Genomic DNA, 18,437 nt, shown 5'->3' with positions numbered 1-18,437 from the left:
GCCGTTATGACGGAGCCTTGAATTGAGTCTAGTTGCGGACCGAAGGTCCTTCGACGCTGAGGCCGTTGCCGCGCGAGGCGACATAAAGCTCGAGCGCCACGAACTCCGGGCTGCCGGGCGAGAAGGTGTGTGCCCGGGTGTCGCGGATGCAGCCCTTGAATCGGGACTGCACGGCGTTCAGCTTGGTGTTCTTCAAACGGTAGGTCGGAAAGCCGTTGATCTGACCCTGGCTGAGATGGTCCGCGCGGATCATGTTGCCCCAGTTGTCCTCGTGACAATTGGCGCAGCTGAGTTCCAGCTGCCCGAACCGGGTATAGTAGATCTCCTTGCCCTTTTCCCAGGTGGACTGGGCGGGACCGTCGATGGCCACGTTCACGGGCATGCCGCGCGACACCGACGCCAGAAGGGCTGACATGTTGGTCATGTCGCCGCCGGCATATTTCCACGGCTCGGCGCCCATGCGGTTCTCGCGGCAGTCGTTGACCTGCATCTCGATCGTGCGGACTTCGCCGGCATCCTCGTTCCACTTGGGATAGACCGCCTTGACGCCAGCCATGCTGTCGACCTCGTTGTGGCACGACGCGCAGGACTTGCCCTCGGACCCTTCCGCGGTGTTCCAGACCTCGGCGGCCTGTTCCACCCAGAGCATCGCCGGGTTGTCGAAATCGTCCGCTTGCACCGCCTGCGTTTCGTCCGAGCGGAACCGCCAGCCCGAATAGATCGTGTCGATGGCATCCATATGATCGGGCGCATCGGTCTTGGTGACCATCTCGATATCGCCGTTGACGACCAGTTCGTCATCGTCGGGCCCGGCATAGGCAGCCAGCGCGAACACGCTGGCGGCTGCTGCCATGATCAAACGTCCACCCGTTACAGTCGTTCTTGTCATGTTATCCTCCCTGACGCCGGGGCGCCTTATCCGACCGTAACCGTCTTGGTCTCTTCGTAGACGGACCCGTCATCGTCGTACCAGGTGAACTTGAAGTCACCGGTTTCGGGCACGGTCGCCTCGAACTCGAAGAAGGGGTTGGTCGAGATCGCCGGCTCCATCGCGACGTCGATCACGTTCTCGCCGTTGAAGTCGACAACGAAGCGGTTGATGATCGAGCGCGGGATGGTGTTGCCGTCATCATCCTTGCGCTGACCGCTTTCCATCTGGTGGCTGATCAGCGTCTTGATGGTGATCGTATCACCGGCGCTTGCCTTGCTCGGGACCTTGACGCGGGGTTTCACACCTTCGGCCATGTTCTAATCTCCTTGTCCTCTACTCAGCCGCCGCAGCCGCCGATGGTGACTTTGACGTTTGCCGATGCCTGCTTGAACGAGCCATCTTCCATCTGGGCGACGGCGATGACGTTCTGCGTGCCGGCAAGGCGGATACGGGTCGACGCGAATTGCGACGCGGCCAGCGGGCCGAACTTGAACGTCGCCACGGGCGGCGTCGGGTTGCCATCGGCGAAGATCGAGATCGCCACCGCACCCGGGGCGCTGACCTCGATCGGCACGGTGTTGCCGTTCTCGGCGATTTCAGGCGCGGTCAGTTCGACACCACCCTCGCCCACATCGGCGCCGCCAGTGAACTTCGCGATTGCGTCTTCGGTGGCCGACGCGAAGGCCGGCAGCGCGCCGAAGGCCGTCACGGCTGCGCCTGCGGTGCCCAGCACCAGCATCTTTCGGCGATTCAGTTCCATCTTGTCCTCCAGAATCTGAGTTATTCGTATTTGAGCGTCATCAGGTAGGCGACGACGTCTTCGATTTGCTGTCCGGTCAGAAGCGGCTCGACCTCACCTTCGTGCGCTTCGCCGGTATAGGCGTCGCCCAGACGCGTGAAGCCGTCGACCTTGTAGAAGGCCGGCATCATCGTGCCCTCGAACATGACCTTGGCGTTGGCCACGATACCGCGGATCTCGGCCTCGCTCCAGCGGTCGGCGACGCCATCGAGCGGCGGGCCGATTTCGCCGTGAAACTGAAGATGCGACTGATCAGAGACCATGTGGCAGGCGATGCAGTTGCCCGCCCCCTTGTTCATCAGCACGGCGCCCGCCTCGGGGTCACCGGGCTGGCCGGTCAGCGAAGTTTCAACCGCACCATCGACGTATTCGACGTCTTGCGGTGCGATGGTTTCCGCAGCCGCAACGGTCGCGAATAGCGCGGCCGCGGATACAAAAGCAGTTAGACGTGTCATGTGCCCTCCCGTATGACAGTTACTGTATACTTGCACACACAAAAGCGATTCACGCAACAACAAATTCAATTAAGCGAATTTTTAAATTTGTTCGCGTTCGCAGAAAATGAGGCGGATCACCTTGCTTGTGCAGCGTAAATTCATTCGGCCAACTTGCGCGCAAGGTATTTCTGAAACGGCTCGTCACCTTCATAGCCCTTTTCGACGACCCAGCGCAGCAGGTTCAGCGTGGTTCCCTTCTCGAACGCGCCGGGCATGGTGACAACCGCCAGCTCGTCGGCAGGCAGTTCGCCTTCGGTTTCCTCCGGGAAGAACATCATCGTCGGCGTGAACATGGCGTTCCAGCGGCGCACGGCATCTTTCTCGGCCATCGCCTCGCCGTCGAAATCGGTCACTTCGACATCGCCGAACATGTTGATCTGCACCACGAAATAGTTCTCCTCGATGAACTGCTCGATCTCGGGGACGACGAACACTTCCTCGTGCATCTTGGTGCAGTAGATGCAACCGCGCTGTTCGATCAGGACAAGCAGGCGCTTGCCCTCGGCGGTGGCCTCTTCGAGGTCGTCGCCAAGATCCTTGAAGGTGTCGCGCATCCACGGGGCCTTGTGCAGGCCGTCGTCACCCAACTCGGCCGCGAAGACCGGCAGCGCGATCAGCGTGGCTATTATGAAAGCTAAAATTCTGGTCATCTGACTGTGTCCTGTGATTTATCCGATTGTGCTGAACCAGGGGACATTTTCAAGCATCCACTGGGCGATGATGTTCACCGAGTTGGTCGCGATCAGGACGCCGAACAGGATAAGCAGCGCGCCCATGATCTTTTCGACAAGGCCGAGGTGGCGGCGGAACCGCGCCATGAACCGCATGAATGGCCCGATGAACAGCGCCGCCGCGATGAAGGGCAGCGTCATGCCGAGGCCGTAGACGAAAAGAAGCGTGGCGCCCTGCGCCGCGGAGTCCTGCCCCGCCGCCGTGAACAGGATCGCCGCCAGCACCGGCCCGACGCAGGGCGTCCAGCCGAAGGCGAAGGCAAGGCCGATCACGAAGGCGCCAGCAAGGCCGACATTGCTGGTATCGCCGGCATCCGCCCGGAACTGGCGGTAGAGGATGCCGATGCGAACCACGCCGAGGAAATGCAGGCCCATCGCGATGATGATCGCCGCGGCGACCCAGCGCAGGATGTCGAAATACTCCTGCACCAGCTGGCCGAAGGCGGTGGCGGAGGCCCCCAGCCCGACGAAGACGGTGATCACGCCAAGCGCGAAGAAACACGCCGCGAGAAAGGCGCGCACGCGGACCCCGCGCGAGATTTCGGCCTCTGCCGTGATCTGGTTCATGCCCACACCGGCAAGGTAGCTGAGGTAGAACGGCACGATCGGCAGGATGCAGGGCGACAGGAAGGACAACAGCCCCGCGATCAATGCCCCGTAGATCGTTACGTCAAACATGCCTTCACCCGTTGCATTCTCTTGAAATATTCGAATATTAGATTATGATCGGTTTTAGCAAGCCGTCAATCGGAGTTTCACGTGGCAGCGATCAGAGCATTCCTGCTCGTTTTCCTGACCTGGCTTCCCGCGCCCATGCTGGCAGAGACCTATCTGCTCATGGCCGAGGAAGACGGGTGTTATTGGTGTGCCCAGTGGAACGAGGAGGTTTCGGCGAAATATCCGAAAACCCCCGAAGGACAAGCCGCGCCACTGCGCCGCTATGATCTTTACAGCGAATCGCCGGACGTGGAATTCGACCGGCGCGTCCGCTTCACGCCGACCTTCATCCTGGTCCGGGACGGAGCCGAACTGGGCCGGATCGAAGGATACCCCGGAGAAGATTTCTTCTGGGGTCTGCTTGGCATGATGCTGGAAGAGGCGCGCATCGACCCCGACAAAACAGGCTGAAGAACCCCATGACACTCGATCCCCAGAATTCTTCCGACGCATCAGAGCCCGAAACGCGGTTGCCGGTGCTCGACGCCGACATGCGCGCCGAGGACATGGAAAAGATGATGAAAAACGCCCAGCGCGCGTCGAACTTCCTGAAGGCGATCAGCCACGAGGGGCGGCTGATGATCCTGTGCCATCTCGCCTCGGGCGAGAAGTCGGTGACGGAACTGGAAGACCTGCTGTCGGCCCGCCAGGCGGCGGTGTCGCAGCAGCTGACACGCCTGCGACTGGAGGGTCTGGTGACCCCGCGGCGAGACGGCAAGGCAATCTACTATAGCTTGACAGACGACAGGCCGCGGCAAATCATGGAGGTCGTCTATGACCTCTTTTGCAGGGAAGACTGACCGGGATTGAGGAGAGGTTCCGGTCGTTTAACGGGAACCAAAATGCTGGACGTTCTGGGCGAAGCCAATAGCGCAGCCTTGATCGGGCTGTTGGGTGGCCTGGCCTTGGGGCTGGCCGCGCGGCTGGGGAGATTCTGCACGCTCGGCGCGATCGAGGACGTGCTCTATTCCTCGGATGATCGCCGGATCCGCATGTGGGGCATCGCAATCGGCGTGGCCATCATGGGCACGCATTTCGCCATGGCCGGCGGCTTGATGGACGGAACCGCCACCGCGTATCTCGATAGGGTCTGGAACCCTTTGGGCACCATCGTCGGCGGGCTGATGTTCGGCTATGGCATGGCGCTGTCGGGCAATTGCGGCTACGGCGCGCTGGCGCGGCTGGGGGGTGGCGACCTGCGCTCTTTCGTGATCGTGATCGTGATGGGGCTGTCGGCCTACCTGGTGATGTCCGGCCCGCTGGCCCATTTCCGCGTCTGGCTTTTCACTGTCGAGGAAGGTGCGACATCGCCCCAGGGGTTCAGCCAGTTGGCGCAGGTACATTTGGGCATCGGCCCCGCGCTGACCGGTCTTCTTCTGGGCGGGACCATCCTGGTATTTTCCCTCGCCAGCGCCCGGATGCTGCGCTCGCTGAATATGGTGTTCTGGGCCGCCGTGGTGGGCATGGCCATCGTGCTTGGCTGGGTCGGCACCTACTGGGTGGCCATGACGGGGTTCGAGGCCGAACCGATCGAGACCCATTCCTTTGCCGCGCCCATCGGAGACACGATCTATTACGCGATGACTGCCTCGGGCAACAGCCTGTCGTTCAGCGTGGGGTCCGTGCTGGGCGTCGTGATCGGGGCCTTCATCGGGTCCTGCTTCAAGGGGCATTTCCGCTGGGAAGCCTGCGAGGACCCGCGCGAATTGAAGCGGCAGATCTTCGGTGCGGCGTTGATGGGGCCGGGTGCGATTTTGGCGGTGGGGTGCAGCATCGGACAGGGGGTTTCGGCCTTCTCGGTGCTGGCCTTTTCCGCGCCGGTGGCGTTTCTGGCGATCTTCGCCGGGGCGGCGCTGGGGCTGAAACAGCTGATCACCGGGTTCGCGCCGGCGGAATAACCAAGCCGGCGGAACAACCAAGCCGGCGGACAAAAAAAGGCCGCGCCGGGATGGCGCGGCCTTGATTGATTGCGACAGGACGGTCTCAGCCCAGCACGTTTTTCACGACCTTGCCCAGCTTGGTGGCCACTTCGTCTGCCTCTTCGCGGGTCATGCAGAAGGGCGGCGCAAAGCCAAGGATATCGCCCTGCGGCATGGCGCGTGAAATCACGCCTTCCTTGACCAGTTCACCGGCCAGCCGTGCGCCGACCTTCTCGGAGGCGTCGAAGAACACGCGGTCATCGCGGTCCTTGACGAACTCGACAGCACAGAGAAGGCCCTCGCCGCGCACTTCGCCAACGTGAACGTGGTCGCCCACGGCCTCGGTCAGCGCCTTCTTGAAGTAGGCCCCAACCTCGCCGGCGTTTTGCACGAGCTTCAGGTCGTCGATCAGCTTGAGGTTGGCGACACCGGCGGCGGCCCCGATCGGGTGCGCCGAGTAGGTCCAGCCGTGGCCGATGGGGCCGTTCTCATCCGTGCCTTGTTCCAGCACTTTCCAGACCTTGTCGGACACGATGGACCCGGACAGGGGCGCATAAGCCGAGGTCAGGCCCTTGGCGATGGTGATGATGTCGGGCTTGATGCCGTAATGATCGGAGCCCATCATGCTGCCCAGGCGGCCAAAGCCGGTGACGACCTCGTCGGCGATCAGCAGGATGTCGTGCTTAGCCAGCACTTCCTGGATCGCGGCCCAGTAGCCTGCCGGCGGCGGCACGAGGCCCCCGGTACCCAGCGCGGGCTCGCCGATGAAGGCGCCGATGGTGTCGGCCCCCTCGCGTTCGATCAGCGCCTCCAGCTCGGCCACGCAATGAGCGACGAACTGTTCCTCGGTCTGGTTCACATCGGCGCGGCGATAGTAATAGGGCGCCTCGGTGTGCAGCACCTGCGCCAGCGGCAGGTCGAACTTCTGGTGAAAGAGGTGCAGCCCGGTCAGCGAGCCGGTCATCAGGCCCGAGCCGTGATAGCCGCGCCAGCGCGAGATGATCTTTTTCTTCTGCGGAAGCCCACGGATGTTGTTGTAGTACCAGACCAGCTTGATGTTGGTCTCGTTGGCGTCCGAGCCCGACAGGCCGAAATAGACTTTCGACATGTGGTCCGGCGCGCGGTCCAGCACCATCTTGGCGAGCGTGATCGCCGCCTCGGTGCCGTGGCCGACATAGGCGTGGTAATAGGCCAGCTCGCGGGCCTGTTCGGCGATGGCGTCGGCAATCTCGGGCCGGCCATAGCCCACGTTCACGCAGTAAAGCCCCGCAAAAGCGTCGAGCAGACGGTTGCCGTCGCGGTCCTCGATATGACAGCCGGAGCCACCGGTCACGATGCGCTGCGGCGCCTCACCCCGGGCGAATTCCGCCAGGTGGGTCGAGGGATGGAAAAAGTTCTCGCGGTCCCACTGGTCAAGTTGATCGTTCTTCAGCATTCGTACTCTCCTTAGCCCCAATCGCGGCAGACGTATTTGATTTCCATGAACTCTTCCATTCCCTTTCGGGCGCCCTCGCGGCCAAGGCCGGATTGCTTGACCCCGCCGAACGGGATCGGCGCGCCGGTGACCTTGGTGCGGTTGACCGCGACCATGCCGAACTGCAGCGCACGGCTCAGCCGGTAGATGCGGCGCGGGTCGTGGGCGTGGACGTAAGCCACAAGGCCGTATTCGGTGTCGTTGGCACGGCGGATGGCTTCGTCCTCGGTCTCGAACGGCGTGATCGGCGCGACGGGCCCAAAGGTTTCCTCTCGCATGATCTCGGCCTCGTCCGGAACATCGGTCAGCACGGTCGCGTCGTAGAACAGCCGCCCGAGCGGATTACGCTTGCCGCCGCAGGCCAGTTTCGCGCCTTTTTCCAAGGCGTCGGCGACATGCGCCTCCTGCTTGGCGACGGCGCCTTCGTTCATCAGCGGGCCGAGATCGCAGTCATCCATGCCGACGCCAATCGTCAGCGCCTGTGTCGCGTTGGTGAAACGCGTGCAGAATTCATCGTAGATGCCGCGCTGGACATAGATGCGGTTCGCGCCCAGGCAGTCCTGACCGGACGTGGCGAACTTGGCCTTGATGGTCTCGGCGACGGCATGATCGAGGTCGCAATCGTCGAACACGATCACCGGGGCATGACCGCCCAGTTCCATCACCAGCTTCTTCACGGTTTCCGCCGACGCGCGGTAGAGCAGCCGCCCGACCTCGGTCGAGCCGGTGAAGGACAGGGCCCGCACCCGCGAGTCGTCGGTCCATGGCGGCACCACGGTCGAGGCGCGGCCCGTGACGACGTTGAATACCCCCGGCGCGACGCCCGCGCGTTCGGCCAATTCGGCCAGTGCCAGCGCCGAGAACGGTGTTTCATGGCTGGGGTGCGCAACGATGGTGCAGCCGGCGGCAAGGGCCGCGGCAGCCTTGCGCGTCAGCATGGCCGAGGGGAAGTTCCACGGCGTGATCAGCGCCACGACGCCCACGGGTTCAAGCCACAGTTCGACCTCGGCGGTGTTCAGATGGCTGGTGACGCCCTCGATGTTGGGGCGCTTTGCCTCTTCAGCGTAGAATTCGACGAAGGACGCGGCGTAGTCGATCTCGCCCCGCGCCTCGGACAGGGGTTTGCCCTGTTCGGCGACCATCAGCTTGGCGAGGTCCTCTCGGTTCTCGATGATCAGGTCGAACCACCGGCGCAGGATCGCGGAGCGGTCCTGTGGCAGCATGGACGACCACTTCGGAAAGGCGTGCTGGGCGACGGTGACGGCCTCGGCGCTTTCATCGGCAGAAAGGCTGGCAACCTCGCCAACGACCGCGCCATCGGCGGGATCTGTCACGGTCAGGGTGCTGCCATCGGCGGCGGCGACCCATTTGCCACCAACATAGGAAAAGTTGCGCACGAGGCGCAGGTCTTCGATCAGGCGCAAAGACGTGTCGGGCATTGTGTCCTCCTTTGACTTGCGGAGGTTTTATATGGTTTGGGCAATGGGTGAGCCTGAATGAACCTGCCGTGGAAGTGGATTTTTCTGCAAATTGCAGCAGGCACAGAAGAATCTACTGCGCACCCAGAATCACGTCGATGGGCGGGGCGGTCAGGCCCTTGACCGGCTTGGTCACGACATAGCTGAAATACCGCGCCATCCCGATCCGGTCGTTGAGCATCTGGTCGACAAGCCGCTGATAGGCATTGATGTCGGGGGTCACGATCTGCATCAGGTAATCATAGCCGCCGCCGATGCCCCAGCAGGCGACGATCTGCGGATACTGCTGCACGGCATCCTCGAAAATGCGGAATGTCGCGGCGGTATGATCGGTCAGTTCCACGGCCACGAAGACCGTCACGTGCGGGCCGATTTTCCGCAAAGCGATCTCGGCGCGGTAGCCGCTTATCAGACCCGCCTTTTCCAGTCGCTTCAGTCTTTCCCAGCACGGCGAGGCTGACAAGCCCACACGCTCGGCAAGCGCGGCTTTCGTGATCCGTCCGTCCTCGGCCAGGACCTTGAGGATCTCGATATCGCGCGCGTCCAGCCGTGTCATGGTCGGGTCAGGTCCGAATACGCGTGCCCGCATCGGGCAGTGCCGCGCGGACGTGACTGGCGATAGCGGTATCCTGCGCCCCGGTGCCGGTGAGATCGCAGATGGTGATGTCCTGCGCCGACTGTCGGCCCCGGGCCTTTCCGGCAATGATGTCTCCCAGCTCCGGCGGGGTGGCGCCCGTCAGAACCCCCGCGGCCCGGGCGGCTTCCAGCTCGCCGCTGGTTTCGCATTGGCTGACCCGATCACAGGCGTAAAGGTCCGCGGCCGCGATGGCCTGCGGGTCGATCTCGTTCTTGCCTTCCTGGTCCGAGCCCATGGCGGTGATGTGAAGACCGGGATGAAGCCAGTCGGCCATCAGCACCGGGGATCGCGCTGGCGTGGTGGTGACGACAAGCTGGCTGTCGGCCACCAGCGCGGCGGGATCGGTGACGGCCTCAGCCTCGATTTCCAGTGCCGCGGCAAGATCCTCGGCACAGGCGGCGGCCTTGTCGGCGTCTCGCCCGTGCACGAGCACGCGCTTGAAAGGACGGACCAGATGTGCGGCCTGCATCTGAAGCCGGGCCTGCACGCCGGTTCCGATGACGCCTGCTGTCTCAATCGTGTCCGGGGCGAGGTGCCGCGCGGCCACCGCACCCGCGGCCGCCGTGCGGATGTCGGTCAGATAGCCGTTGTCCAGGTAGACCGCTTCGACCAGGCCCGTCTTGGCCGAGAAGAGGATCATCAGGCCGTTAAGGCTGGCAAGGCCCAGTGCCGGGTTGTCGAAAAAGCCGGGGCTGACCTTGATGGCGAAACCGTCGAAGCCGGGGATATACGCGGTTTTCACGTCGACTTCGGCGTTGACCTGCGGCAGGTCCATGGAAAGGATTGGCGGCATCACGACATCGCCGCCCGCCAGCGCGGCGAAGGCGCGTTCGATGACACCGACCATGTCCACGTCAAGCCGGATCGCCGCGCGCAATTCGGCCTCGGTCACGATCTGGATTTCATGTGACATAGGTGTTCCCTTTCACCAGCGTGTCGCCAAGCTGAATGTCCTCACCGGCCATGATTCGGTGAAACATTCCCATATCGAGGTTGCGGCCCGTGATAATCGTACCGATCGGCCCCGGCATCTCTGGTAATTTGCCAGCCAGAAGCGCGGCGATTCCGACAACGCACGCCCCTTCCGCCACGATCCGGTCCTCGTAGAACAGCACCTGCATGGCGTGATAGATCTCTTCCTCGGTCACCAGCACGGTGTCATCGAGGTAATCGCGGCACAGGGCGAAAGACAGCTTGTTGTTCATCCCGATCCCGCCTCCAAGGCTATCCGCGAGGCTTGCGACCTCTTCGACCTCGACAGGCCGACCCTCGGCAATGGAAGCATGCATGGCGGCGCCTCGATCCATGCTGACGCCGATGACCTTGATCTGCGGGTTGATCGTTTTTGCCGCGACGGCAACGCCCGCCGCCAACCCGCCGCCTGACAATGGCACAAGGATCGTGCCCAGATCGGGACGCGCCTGCAACATTTCCAGCCCGATGGTCCCCTGCCCTGCGATGACATGCGGATCGTCGAAGGGTGAAATTTCCACCAGACCCTCGGCCTCGACCAGCCTCAGACTTTCGGCCAAGGCGTCGTCCTGGCTTTTACCGCAGGTCCGCACCTCGGCGCCCAGGGCCTTTATGCCGTCCACCTTGGCCTGCGGCACCAGGTTCGACATGCAGACCACGGCGCGCAGTCCGCGGTGCGCGGCGGCATAGGCCACGCCGCGCCCGTGGTTCCCGGTCGAACAGCACGTGACGCCTTCAACATCCTCCGGCAGGTTCATCACCGCATTCACCGCGCCGCGCAGCTTGAACGCGCCGATAGGCTGCATGTTCTCGAGCTTCATCAGGAATTCTGCGCCCGACTTCTGCGTCATGAAGGGGGACGGCACGAACGGGGTGTTGTCGGCAATTCCCGCAATCGTCCGTCGCGCGGCAAGGATGTTGGACAACGCAAATGCCAAGTGGAAACTCCTCTGGCTGTTAGCTTTGCAGACCCGGAAGTGCTGAGACCCGGTCCCTTTTGGAACAAGATGCGGGATGCGATGGGTCAAACGCAACCGGAATGCGCCGCGGCGCGGTCAGTGGGGCGGATTCCCTGGGCGATTACACGCTTTCGGTTGGTGCCGGCCCGAGCACGGGTGACGGACAGACCGATCGGTTTGAACCGGACAAACGCCTTTGGCTTTGCGACCAGAAAGGCCATTGGCTTGCAGCTCAGGTTGGGTCCCTAAAAGACACGTCACCGTCCTGGCTGGCTGAACCCGGCCCAAAAACAAGACCGCCCCGGTGACACACATCACGGGGCGGTCCAGTTGCCTTCAGTTCGGGAAAGTCAGGCGGCCGCCTTGCGCCGGTTTTCCGCCAGCCGGGTATCAATGATCTCGGCGGTCTCGTCGGCTTCTGCCATTGGCTGCCCCATCTGGTCCGCAATCAGCTTGACCAGCAGATCCACGCGCTCGATCTCCTCGGCACCGCTTTCGATGGCACGCGCGGCGGAGGATGGCTTCAAGAGGCCGTTCGCGGCATTCGCGTATTTTTCGAAGGGAACCTGATCCTCTTCGTCTGCCCCAAGCGCCGTGACAAGGTCGCATACCTTTTTGTAGATCGACTGCGACTCCAGAAGGTCGCCGTGCACGGCTTCCTTGATGGGACGCGCGCCGTCGCGCTGAACGCAACGGTAGTTGCCGGTCAGAAGCATGGCCCATTTCGCGAACGGCACGAACAGCGAGTCGAACAGCCGAAGCTTGACGGGCACATCTTTACCATCCACGCGCACCGCTTCGATCTTCTCCTCCAACTCGCGCACGATGGCGGTATGCGCCGGGTCTTCGAAAGGTGCAGCCTTGAAGTTGGTGGGCAGACCGACGTGCAGCACGTTGGGGCCCTCCTCGGGCGGGCGGAACGCCTGCGGGTCGGGGCTGCAAAGCGAGACGAGGCCCGGCTTGAAACCCTCCCACGGCTCAATGCTGTTGAATGCGGGCCGCAGCGCGTCGGCATCCAGCTTTTCGATGCGCTTCAGATACGGCAGCGGCGGCATGTTCATGATCGACATGCAGGGCCGCTCGGCCGCCGCAATCCGCTTCATCAGCTTCGAGATCTCGTCGTTGCCGTATTGCGGTTCGGACATGGCGAGGGCCACGAGGTCATAGTCTTCGGGGATCACGTCGCCAGGTGCCTTTGCATCCAGCGTGCCGGGCAGGTCGCCGGATTTGAACGCGCGGTGCTCGTCTTCGTCGCGAAGTTTGATGCGCACTTCGGTGCCGTGCTCGTTGATGATGTCGGCCGTCGCCTGGCGACAGACCAGCGTGACGTCCTGGCCGGCCATCAACAGTTTCGTGCCCAGCAGCGAGCCGTAGGATGCGCCCAGAATAAGAACCTTGCGAGCCATGATGCGATCTCCTTGTTATTCACTGCGCAACATAATTGCGTGAACAGATTCTTCTACAAAATTCGTGTAAATGTGTTATTGATAATACTTACACTCCACTATTCTGTAATTTTGTAAAGTTTACCCCATGTCAAAGACTTTCATCGGACCAAAGCTGCGCCAGATGCGCATCGCTCGCGATATGACCCAAGCAGAAGTCGCCGAGCGTATCGGGATCAGCCCGGCCTATGTTAACCTCCTGGAAAACAACCAGAGAAGCCTCTCGGTCAAAATGCTTCTGGCCATTTCCGAGACGTTCGAAGTGGACGTCAAGGAACTGACAAAAGACGATAGCGCCCATATGCTGGCCGACCTGCGCAACGCCTTCGGCGACACCACGCTGGAAGGCGATCCGCCGGACGTGCAGGAGCTGCGCAGCGCGATCGACCGCGCCCCCGCGCTTGTCGATCATTTCCTGCAACTGCACCGGGCGCATCGCGCTGCGCTGAGACTTATCATGCGCGGCGGGATGGATGGCCGGGATGAACAGATGCTGAACGCCTCGCCCGAAAACGCGATCCACGATTTTTTCCGCAAGAACAGCAATTATTTCGCCGTGCTCGAGGTGGCCGCCGAAAATGCCCGGCGCGAGATTCCGGTCGCGCCCGAATCGCTCTTTGTGGACATGCGCGCGGGGCTCAGGAAACACCACGGTGTGTCCGCCGAGGTCCGACCGCTGGAAGAAATGGGCGAATCGCTTCGGATCTACGACGAGAAGAGTCGGACGCTGCATCTGTCGCAAGCGCTCAATACAGAGAACCGCGCATTCCAGATGGCGCATGTGCTGGCTTTCCTGACCGAGGGCCGGATGATTGCCAGGATGGCCCGGAACGCCCAGGCCGATCCCGAACGGGTCCAGCCCCGGCTTGAGGTCGAGCTTGGCAATTATTTCGCCGCCGCGTTCCTGATGCCCTACGAGCCGTTCCTGAAGACCGCCGAGGAGACGGGCTATGACATCGACCGCATCGCGCTGGCCTTCGGCGTGACGTTCGAGCAGGTCTGCCACCGCCTGACGACAATGCAGCGCGACAAGGCGCAGGGGATACCGTTCTTCCTGTTGCGGCTGGACCGTGCGGGCAACGTGACCAAGCGGTTCAATGCGACGTCGTTCGATCTGGCGGAATATGGCGGGGCCTGCCCGGTGTGGAACGTGCACGCCGCCTTTTCGGTGCCCGGCGTGATCTTTCCGCAATTCGTCGAGATGCCGGACGGGCAGCAGTTCTTCTCGATCAGCCGGACGGTCCACCGGCCCGTGTTCAGCGCGGAAACCCAGGATCGGCGCCTGACGCTGACGCTGGGATGCGAGGCCCGGCACGCGCACCGCCTCCGCTATGCCGCCAGCTTCAAGATCGACGATCCGACGCTTTATCAGCCGATCGGCATCAACTGTCAGCTTTGTCCGCGCCAGGCCTGTTCGCAGCGCGCGCACCAACCGTTGTTCATCAACCTGCCGATCGACGCCAACCGGCGCGGCTCCACCCGCTACGAAAGCTGACGGCGTAAAAAAGCCTGCCCCCCGGGAGATCAGGGGGCAGGCGTTGGGCGTCGCGGTAAGCTGCGTGGCCCGTATCAGGCCTGGCTTTCCGCCGCCTTCTTGCGCTTGCGCATGATGCGCTGCACGACCGGGAACAAGACCAGCGCCAGTGCAAGGCAGATGCAGACCAGCGAGATCGGTCGGGTGATGAACGTGGTCGCGTCACCCTGAGCCGAGATCAGCGACTGGCGCAGCGACCGTTCGGCCAAGGGCCCCAGAACGATGGCCAGTACCGCCGGCGCCACCGGGTAGTTCAACTTCCGCATCAGGTAGCCCACCACGCCGATGATCAGCATGATCCAGGTGTCGAACATCCGGTCGGTCGTGGCGAAGACCCCCAGCACGCAGAGCGTGAAGATGATCGGCGTCAGCAGGGTGAACGGCATCGCAAGAACCCGGATGAAGATCGGGATAAGCGCGATGTTCAGGATCACCGTCACCGCGTTGGCCACGTACATCGAGCCGATCAGGCCCCAGACGAAATCCGGGCTTTCGGTGAACAGCAGCGGCCCGGGGCGCAAGCCCCAGATGATCATGCCGCCCAGCAGGATCGCCGTGGTGGGCGAGCCGGGAATGCCCAGCGTGATCATCGGCAGCATCGAGCCCGTCGAGGCCGCGTTGTTGGCCGATTCAGGCGCGGCCACACCGGCCACGTTACCCTTGCCGAAGCTGTCGGGATCCTTCGAGAAGGTCTTGCTGAGACCATAGGACATCAGCGCCGCAGGGGTGGCCCCCGCCGCGGGCAGCGTGCCCACGAAGAAGCCGAGGAACGAGCCGACCCAGGTCGAGTTGATGTATTCCCGGATCTGCTTGAAGTTGGCCTTCATCCGCGACATCGAGATCTTGACGTTGTGCATCTGGACCTTGCCGCTGGTGGATTCCAGCGTCCAGAGCATCTCGCCCACACCGTAGATGCCGATCGCCAGCACGAGGAAGCCGATGCCGCGCTGGAATTCGACCATGTCGAAGAAGATCAGGCGCGGGCTGCCCGAGATGATGTCGAAGCCGACCGCGGCCAGCACGAGGCCCAGAAGGATCGAGAAGATCGTCTTGGGTATGTCGTCCCCGCCCAGACCGATGAAGGTGGCGAAGGCCAACAGCATCAGCGCGAACTCCTCCTGTGGTCCGAACTTCAGCGCGAAGGCAGCCAGAGGCGGCGCGAAAAGCGTGAAGAGGATGATCGAGACCGTGCCGCCGATGAACGACGCGATGGCCGCGGCCATGAGCGCCTGGTCGGCCTTGCCGGCCTGGGCCATAGGTCGCCCGTCGAACACCGTCGCCACGGCCGTCGAGGCCCCTGGAATGCCCAGGGTGATCGAACTGATCGCCCCGCCGTACATCGCCCCGTAATAGAGCGCGGCAAGGAAGATGATCGCCGTCGTCGGCGGCACCAGGAAGGTGATGGGCAGCAGGATCGCCACCCCGTTGACCGAGCCGAGGCCCGGCATACAGCCCACGAACAGCCCCGCAAGGCAGCCCGCGAAAATCATCATCAGGTTCAGGGGCTGAAACGCCTCAAGAAGGCCTGCTGTCAATGATACAAGTATCGTTTCCATTTGTCGTCAGACCTCTCAGTAGAACCATTCGTAGCGGAAGTTGTCGATCCAGAGGAAACCGTCCTCGAAGATCGGCAGACCCTTCGGCAAATACTTCGTCAGGGCCACCTCGAAGAGCAGGTAGACGAAGATCGGTGTGCCGATTGCGAATGCCAGGGTCATCGGCCAGGAATGCCGCCCCATGAAGCGCACGAAGAAGAGCATGAAGACGATCAGCGCCAGGTAGGTGCCGATGAACGTCATCATGATCAGCAGTGCCAGGATCGACCCCGCCGAGATCGACACGAGGAAAATCGTGTCTTTCGAGATGTAGGGATCGGTGCTGCGCGACTCGGGCGTCTTTTTCTGCGCCCACCGCACGAGTGTGGCGACGGAAGCCAAGGCCATCCCCGCCGACAACCAGAACGGCCACATGCCTGCACCGGGACCTCTGCCCCTGACCCAGCCGATACTGAGGTCGTCTGTGTATACGTTTAGCATCAGGCCGAGCGACACTATCAGTGTCGTGATGGCCATCAGAAGTTCCGCTGTCCGGACCGTCATTCTCTTTGGCTCCGTATAAATCGTTTGCGATCTTTCGAGGGGGCGTGTCCCTGCCGGACGAATCTGCCCGCGCCCGGATCGTCAGGCATCCAGGTGCAGGGCCCGGTACATCCGGACCCCGCTGTTTTCAGGACTGTCTTATTCGCCGGTGATAGACGCGGCGCCGACCTTTTCGATCAGCTTCTCGTGCGCGACCTTCTGGTTCGCGTGGAACGTGGCAAGGTCCTCGCCTTTCATCATCGTCTCGCAGGTCAAACCATCGGACTTGCAGAACGCCTGCCATTCCTCGCTGTCGAACAGCTCCTGGAACAGGTTCACGTACCATTCCACCGCTTCCGGATCCATGTCCGGCGGGCCGTTGACCGAGCGCTGCATGTAGTACTCGATCTCCACGCCCAGCTCCTTGGCCGTCGGCACGTCCGGGAAGGCAGCCATCCGCTCGGCCGAGAACTGCACGAGCGGCTTGGTGTTGCCCGCGCGCCAGAACTCCATCTGCTCGGCGGGGTTGTTCACCGTGCTGTCGATCTGGTTGCCCACGAGGTTCTTGGCCACCGTGCCACCGCCCGGGAACGGGATGTAGGTCACGTCATAGCCGAACTCGGCTTCCATCATCGCGGTCAGAACGCTGTCTTCCTGGCCCGACCCGGTGCCGCCGACTTTCCAGTCCTTGCCCGCTTCGGACACGGCCGCGTTGAAGCTGTCGAGATCGGTGATGTCCTCGCGGTCGGTGTTGACCCACAGCAGGAACGTGTCCATCGCCATCAGGCCGATCGGCGTGAACTCGGTCACGTCGATGCCAAGGTCCTCTTGGATGATCGGCGTGGTGTAGAAGCTGTTCAGCGTCATCATGACGGTGTGGTTGTCGCCCGTCTTGTCCTGCATGTAGCGCAGCGCCTCGGCGCCCGACCCGCCCGGCTTGTTGATCGGGATGAACGGCCGCGGGCTCAGGTCCTTCTTCTGGATCAGGCCTTGCAGCAGGCGTGCGATCTGGTCCGCGCCACCGCCGGTGCCGGCCATGATGATGAACTCGACCGGTTTTTTCGGCTGCCATTCCGCCAGCGCCGCCGGCGCCGTCAATGCCAGAGCCGATGCACTCGCAACGAGTAGTTTAAACGTATTCATGGTTATCCTCCCTATGGTCTCCATGTGTGTCGAGGCTGGTGCGCGCTGTTTCTTGATATGGTTGGCGCCTGCCCCATTCTTGGTACTGCAGTCAGTCTTCGCCTGTCCTCCCTTCTCTCCTCAATGAACCATGACGACGGGAAAATCCGCCTCGGCGACAACGACTTGCGAGTTGCCACCGAACAGGGATTCCCGTTCGTAACTGTCGTGATAGGCGCCGATGATCAGCATGCCGGCGCCCGCCGCGCGGGTTTCCGACAGAAGCTGCCGGCCCACGTTGCGCCCCTCCGCCTTGAACATCCGGATCTCGGACGCAACGCCGCGCAGTTCGAGATAGCGCTGCAACTGATCCGCCCCGGGATGTTCGTCCTTGGGGCTGTCACCGGTGTGCAGGATCGTGACCTTCTTGGCGCTGGAAATCAGCGGCATCGCCATGGCCACGGCCCGCGTCGCCTCGAGCGACCCGTTCCAGCCGATGGCCACGTGATCCGCGAAATCCGCGTCCGACACGTCGTTATCGGGGCACATCATCACCGGGCGACCGGACGAAAACAGCGCCGATTTCAGCGTGTTGACCCCGAGGTTCATCTCCTGGTCCGGCTTGGCCACGCAGACAATGTCGCACAGGCGACCGTATCTTTGCACCGCGTCGACCTGTTTGCCCTCGTATTCGATGAACCGCGTCGTCGGCTTGTCCATCTCGTGATCAGCGATCTCGAGCCCGAGTTTCTTGGCTTGCTTCTCGAACTCACCGTAGAGCTGGTCGCGGGTCACGTCGGCATTGGCATGCGCCGCATCCTCGATCTGGCGGCGCAGCATGGTCGGGATCACGACGCCGTACGGCATCATGTCCTCGGTTTTCGGATGACAATGCACCACGCGGACCCGGGCACCGAAGCGCCGCGCCAGGGCGGCGGCGTGGGCAAAGACGTTGTCGCCTTTGCCGTCGCCCCGCACCGGAAGCATGATGCTGTGGATGGAGTCGTAAGCCATGGCTTAGAACAATCCTTCGATTTCGCCCTGGTCGTTCAGGCGGATGGATTCGGACGCGGGGCGGCTGGGCAGGCCCGGCATGGTCATGATCTCGCCGCAGACGACGACGACGAAGCCCGCGCCGGCCGAC

21 protein-coding genes are annotated in these 18,437 nt (G+C 62.5%); 4 read left to right on the top strand and 17 right to left on the bottom strand.

All coding sequences use genetic code 11. The annotated features are described in order from the left end of the window. Positions 1-28: 28 nt before the first annotated feature. The 6 genes from soxA to C2I35_RS04910 form a co-directional block, all read right to left on the bottom strand. Entirely contained in the window at positions 29-853 is an 825-nt protein-coding gene (gene soxA / locus C2I35_RS04935) for a sulfur oxidation c-type cytochrome SoxA (protein WP_103761945.1), read from the bottom strand. Positions 854-915: 62 nt separating this feature from the next. Next, positions 916-1,245: a thiosulfate oxidation carrier complex protein SoxZ gene (gene soxZ / locus C2I35_RS04930; protein WP_103761944.1), complete on the bottom strand. Its 330-nt coding sequence runs from the start codon at positions 1,243-1,245 to the stop codon at positions 916-918. A gap of 23 nt (positions 1,246-1,268) precedes the next feature. Next, a complete protein-coding gene (gene soxY, locus C2I35_RS04925) occupies positions 1,269-1,691 on the bottom strand; it encodes a thiosulfate oxidation carrier protein SoxY (protein WP_103761943.1) in 423 nt (140 codons plus the stop codon). A 20-nt stretch (positions 1,692-1,711) separates the two neighbouring features. After that, complete coding sequence (gene soxX, locus C2I35_RS04920) at positions 1,712-2,185, bottom strand: sulfur oxidation c-type cytochrome SoxX (RefSeq protein WP_103761942.1); 474 nt, start codon at positions 2,183-2,185, stop codon at positions 1,712-1,714. Positions 2,186-2,325: 140 nt separating this feature from the next. Next, entirely contained in the window at positions 2,326-2,877 is a 552-nt protein-coding gene (locus C2I35_RS04915; RefSeq protein WP_103761941.1) for a thioredoxin family protein, read from the bottom strand. Between the two features lie 18 nt (positions 2,878-2,895). Next, complete coding sequence (locus C2I35_RS04910) at positions 2,896-3,636, bottom strand: cytochrome c biogenesis CcdA family protein (RefSeq protein WP_103761940.1); 741 nt, start codon at positions 3,634-3,636, stop codon at positions 2,896-2,898. A 135-nt stretch (positions 3,637-3,771) separates the two neighbouring features. Here C2I35_RS04910 and C2I35_RS04905 point away from each other — a divergent pair, with 135 nt between their 5' ends. The 3 genes from C2I35_RS04905 to C2I35_RS04895 are packed head-to-tail and all read left to right on the top strand — an operon-like array spanning position 3,772 to position 5,573. After that, on the top strand, positions 3,772-4,086 hold the full coding sequence (locus C2I35_RS04905; RefSeq protein WP_103762464.1) for a thioredoxin domain-containing protein: 315 nt from the start codon (positions 3,772-3,774) through the stop codon (positions 4,084-4,086). A gap of 8 nt (positions 4,087-4,094) precedes the next feature. After that, complete coding sequence (locus C2I35_RS04900) at positions 4,095-4,475, top strand: ArsR/SmtB family transcription factor (RefSeq protein ID WP_371931646.1); 381 nt, start codon at positions 4,095-4,097, stop codon at positions 4,473-4,475. Positions 4,476-4,517: 42 nt separating this feature from the next. Beyond that, positions 4,518-5,573, top strand: a complete 1,056-nt coding sequence (locus C2I35_RS04895) for a YeeE/YedE family protein (RefSeq protein ID WP_103761939.1) — start codon at positions 4,518-4,520, stop codon at positions 5,571-5,573. A gap of 85 nt (positions 5,574-5,658) precedes the next feature. Here C2I35_RS04895 and C2I35_RS04890 read toward each other — a convergent pair whose 3' ends face one another. The 6 genes from C2I35_RS04890 to C2I35_RS04865 form a co-directional block, all read right to left on the bottom strand. Beyond that, positions 5,659-7,029, bottom strand: coding sequence for an aspartate aminotransferase family protein (locus C2I35_RS04890; RefSeq protein WP_103761938.1), 1,371 nt, complete (start codon positions 7,027-7,029; stop codon positions 5,659-5,661). Positions 7,030-7,040: 11 nt separating this feature from the next. Further along, entirely contained in the window at positions 7,041-8,507 is a 1,467-nt protein-coding gene (locus C2I35_RS04885; RefSeq protein ID WP_103761937.1) for an NAD-dependent succinate-semialdehyde dehydrogenase, read from the bottom strand. A 112-nt stretch (positions 8,508-8,619) separates the two neighbouring features. Further along, positions 8,620-9,102, bottom strand: coding sequence for an Lrp/AsnC family transcriptional regulator (locus C2I35_RS04880; protein ID WP_103761936.1), 483 nt, complete (start codon positions 9,100-9,102; stop codon positions 8,620-8,622). Positions 9,103-9,109: 7 nt separating this feature from the next. Beyond that, a complete protein-coding gene (locus tag C2I35_RS04875; protein WP_103761935.1) occupies positions 9,110-10,096 on the bottom strand; it encodes a cyclodeaminase in 987 nt (328 codons plus the stop codon). Further along, positions 10,086-11,093 carry a hydroxyectoine utilization dehydratase EutB gene (eutB, locus tag C2I35_RS04870; RefSeq protein WP_103761934.1) on the bottom strand — a complete coding sequence of 336 codons (1,008 nt, stop codon included), beginning with the start codon at positions 11,091-11,093 and terminating at the stop codon, positions 10,086-10,088. The genes C2I35_RS04875 and eutB overlap by 11 nt, the downstream gene beginning before the upstream one ends. Before the next feature lie 371 nt (positions 11,094-11,464). Next, positions 11,465-12,520 (bottom strand): ketopantoate reductase family protein, encoded by a 1,056-nt coding sequence (locus tag C2I35_RS04865; protein WP_103761933.1) that lies wholly within the window; start codon positions 12,518-12,520, stop codon positions 11,465-11,467. Positions 12,521-12,647: 127 nt separating this feature from the next. On the opposite strand from C2I35_RS04865, the gene C2I35_RS04860 reads away from it, so the two are divergent. Then, positions 12,648-14,054 carry a helix-turn-helix domain-containing protein gene (locus C2I35_RS04860; protein WP_103761932.1) on the top strand — a complete coding sequence of 469 codons (1,407 nt, stop codon included), beginning with the start codon at positions 12,648-12,650 and terminating at the stop codon, positions 14,052-14,054. Between the two features lie 74 nt (positions 14,055-14,128). Here the strand turns inward: C2I35_RS04860 and C2I35_RS04855 are convergent, their stop codons facing one another. The 5 genes from C2I35_RS04855 to C2I35_RS04835 form a co-directional block, all read right to left on the bottom strand. Continuing rightward, complete coding sequence (locus C2I35_RS04855) at positions 14,129-15,586, bottom strand: tripartite tricarboxylate transporter permease (protein ID WP_274594493.1); 1,458 nt, start codon at positions 15,584-15,586, stop codon at positions 14,129-14,131. Positions 15,587-15,664: 78 nt separating this feature from the next. Further along, complete coding sequence (locus C2I35_RS04850; protein WP_103761930.1) at positions 15,665-16,192, bottom strand: tripartite tricarboxylate transporter TctB family protein; 528 nt, start codon at positions 16,190-16,192, stop codon at positions 15,665-15,667. 138 nt (positions 16,193-16,330) lie between these two features. After that, entirely contained in the window at positions 16,331-17,314 is a 984-nt protein-coding gene (locus tag C2I35_RS04845) for a Bug family tripartite tricarboxylate transporter substrate binding protein (protein WP_103761929.1), read from the bottom strand. 120 nt (positions 17,315-17,434) lie between these two features. Then, complete coding sequence (locus C2I35_RS04840) at positions 17,435-18,307, bottom strand: universal stress protein (RefSeq protein WP_103761928.1); 873 nt, start codon at positions 18,305-18,307, stop codon at positions 17,435-17,437. Positions 18,308-18,310: 3 nt separating this feature from the next. Beyond that, positions 18,311-18,437 (bottom strand): formate--tetrahydrofolate ligase (locus C2I35_RS04835; RefSeq protein WP_146049968.1); only part of this gene is annotated, 127 nt, incomplete at its 5' end.

The sequence above is a fragment of the Roseovarius confluentis genome, from assembly GCF_002917925.1.
Lineage (GTDB): Bacteria > Pseudomonadota > Alphaproteobacteria > Rhodobacterales > Rhodobacteraceae > Roseovarius > Roseovarius confluentis.
Note: the sequence above shows the minus strand (reverse complement) of the source record. Positions and strands in the feature narration are given on the sequence as shown.